The following is a 2,521-nucleotide window of genomic DNA, read 5'->3' on the forward strand; positions in this document are numbered from 1 at the left end:
CGCTGAGGTCACATTGAGCGGGGTCAGGCGTCGGTCTCCCAGCGCAGCAGGTCACCGGGCTGGCACTCCAGCACCTCGCAGAGCGCCTGCAGGGTGGTGAAGCGGATCGCCTTGGCCCGGCCGTTCTTGAGCACCGCGAGGTTGGCCGGGGTGATCCCGATCCGCTCGGCCAAGACGCCTACCGGCATCTTCCGCTTGGCGAGCATCACGTCGATGTCGACGACGATCGGCATCAGATCACCTCGTCCAGCTCGGACTGCAGGTGCTGGGCCTCGACGTCGCGGGCGACCGCCTGGGCCAGAAGCGCACGGAGCACGTAGACCAGCAGGGCGACGCCACCGACCACGAGAGCCAGCCCGCAGATCAGGCCGACCAGCCCCGGCGCCACCTCGTCGCCGGGGGTGGTCCGGTTGGCGGTGCGCGCGACCACCGCGATCGCGAAGACCAGCACCGCTCCGGCGGCGATCGCGGCGATGATCCGGTCCACGTGGCGGAAGGCCTCCTGCGAGAAGACGGTGCCGCGCCGGACCAGCGTGAGCAGGCGCCAGACGCTGACGCCGATCACCTGCAGGCAGGCCACCCCGAGCACGCCGATCGCCACCAGCGAGATCTGCACGCCGCGATGGGCGTCGTCCAGATCGATCCAGAGCAGGGGCATCAGCACCAGCTGCACCACCAGCGAGCCCAGCAAGGCGATCGCGATCACCCCGCGCAGCGTCCTGATCACCCAGCGTTCCATCGCCTGCTCCTGCCGTTCGCGCCGCACACGTCATGCGCCGTTTCACGACAAGGATCTATCGTTTTTCGAGAGATTTCAAGGCTTGGAACCTCATCCGGGCAACTGCGCGAAGCGCACCGAACCACGCATCACCCAGTGACTGGACCGGTCGTAGCGGGGCATCAGCCGCTTGCTGACGCCGCCGAGCCGGTCCACGCCGGGCGTGCTGGCGAAGAAGTAGTCGACCCGGCGGCGGTCTCCCGTGGTCACCGGCATCGCCCGGCAGGCCCGGCGCGCGCCACAGCGCTGGTCGCCCTCCCAGAAGCGGCCGTTGCCGCGGGCCCGGTAGAAGCGGTCGAGAGGCGCGGACTTCGGGGTGTCGTTCAGGTCCCCGGCGAGCACGACCCGCCGGCCGGCGTCGATCTTGGCCGCCAGGATGTCGCGTACCTCGTCTGCGGCCCTGACCCGGTTCTGCCGACCGGACGGCGGCGCACTGCCGTTGTAGTCGAGCGGGAAGTGGGTGGTGCAGACCGTCAGCGCGGGGACCGCGGCACCGCGCAGGTCGGCACAGACCAGGCTGAAGATCCGGCCATCCAGGCCGAACAGCCGGTGCACCTCGGTGCGAGCGAAGCGGTGCCGGGTGACGATCGCGTTGCCCTCCACGCAGCGCGGGGCCGTCGCATGCGCCAGCGTCCACACCACCCGGAACCCCGCCTTGCGAAGCGCCCGCACCTGGCCGCGACAGAGCTCCTGGTAGGTGATCGCGGCGACGCCACCCCAGTCGGCGGCGGCCCACCGGGCCGGCCGGGAGCTGAAGCCGTCGGTGTTGTGGTTGACCACCCTGACCCGCGGCGTCGACCTCGCCGCCGGATCGGCGCCAGCGGCGAGCGGCTCGTGGCCGGACCGCAGGCCTGCCGGCGTCCGCGGGTCACCGACATCACGATCGCCGCCCGAGGACGCCTGCCCGGCCACGGCGAGCAGGGTCAGCGCGCTGACCGCGACGAGTGCAGCGAATCGCGACATGAGCGTCGCCCTTCAGCAGAGGGGGGCGGTCCGCCTCCGGTGCCCGATCGCCAAGGCCCGCAAACCCGGGCCGGTGCCGCGCGCCGTCGTCAGGACGCCGTGTCGCGCCGGGTGAAGGTCAGATGGGTGACGCCGCTCGGCGAGCCCACGCTCTCGACGTCGAAGCCCTCTTGGACCTCCTCCAGCCCGTACCACAGACGCGCGCCGCGACCGAGCACGATCGGCACCACCACCAGATGCAGGTGGTCGATCAGGCCGGCTGCCAGGAAGTCGCGCACGACCGTGGCGCCGCCGCCGATCCGCACGTCGAGCTCGCCGGCCGCCTGCTTGGCCGTGGCCAACGCCTCCGCCGGGCTCGCCTTGAGGAAGTGGAAGACGTTGCCGCCCTCCATCTCCAGCGGCGGCCGCTCGTGCTGGGTGAGCACGTAGACCGGGGTGTGGAAGGGCGGGTTCTCGCCCCACCACCCGCGCCAGCTCGGGTCGTCGGCCCAGCCGGGCGGGCCGAACTTGTTCGCGCCCATGATCTCGGCACCGATCCCGTCGCTGTGCCGGACGGCGAAGGCGTTGTCGACGCCGTCGCTGCCCTGCTCACTCCAGAACCGGGTGGCCATCATCCACTGGTGGAGCCGTTGCCCGGCATGGCCGAACGGCGTCTCGAAGGACTGCGGCTCGCCGGCCGCGAAGCCGTCGAGGGAGATCGAGAAGTTGTGGACCCGGGTCCGCTGCATGCGCTGCTCCTTAGGGGGACTGACGGGGTAGACCGCACGAGCCTCGCAGAGT

4 protein-coding genes are annotated in these 2,521 nt (G+C 71.3%); all 4 read right to left on the reverse strand.

Annotated elements, in window-relative coordinates:
• Positions 1 to 23: 23 nt before the first annotated feature.
• On the reverse strand, positions 24 to 233 hold the full coding sequence (locus ABD151_RS07005; RefSeq protein ID WP_343992708.1) for a helix-turn-helix domain-containing protein: 210 nt from the start codon (positions 231 to 233) through the stop codon (positions 24 to 26).
• Entirely contained in the window at positions 233 to 739 is a 507-nt protein-coding gene (locus ABD151_RS07010) for a DUF2975 domain-containing protein (protein ID WP_343992710.1), read from the reverse strand. The genes ABD151_RS07005 and ABD151_RS07010 overlap by 1 nt, the downstream gene beginning before the upstream one ends.
• A 90-nt stretch (positions 740 to 829) precedes the next feature.
• A complete protein-coding gene (locus ABD151_RS07015; protein WP_343992712.1) occupies positions 830 to 1,741 on the reverse strand; it encodes an endonuclease/exonuclease/phosphatase family protein in 912 nt (303 codons plus the stop codon).
• A gap of 89 nt (positions 1,742 to 1,830) precedes the next feature.
• A complete protein-coding gene (locus ABD151_RS07020) occupies positions 1,831 to 2,469 on the reverse strand; it encodes a dihydrofolate reductase family protein (RefSeq protein ID WP_343992714.1) in 639 nt (212 codons plus the stop codon).
• Between the last annotated feature and the right edge of the window lie 52 nt (positions 2,470 to 2,521).

Origin of the sequence: Nocardioides dubius, from assembly GCF_039528155.1 — a bacterium.
GTDB lineage: Bacteria > Actinomycetota > Actinomycetes > Propionibacteriales > Nocardioidaceae > Nocardioides > Nocardioides dubius.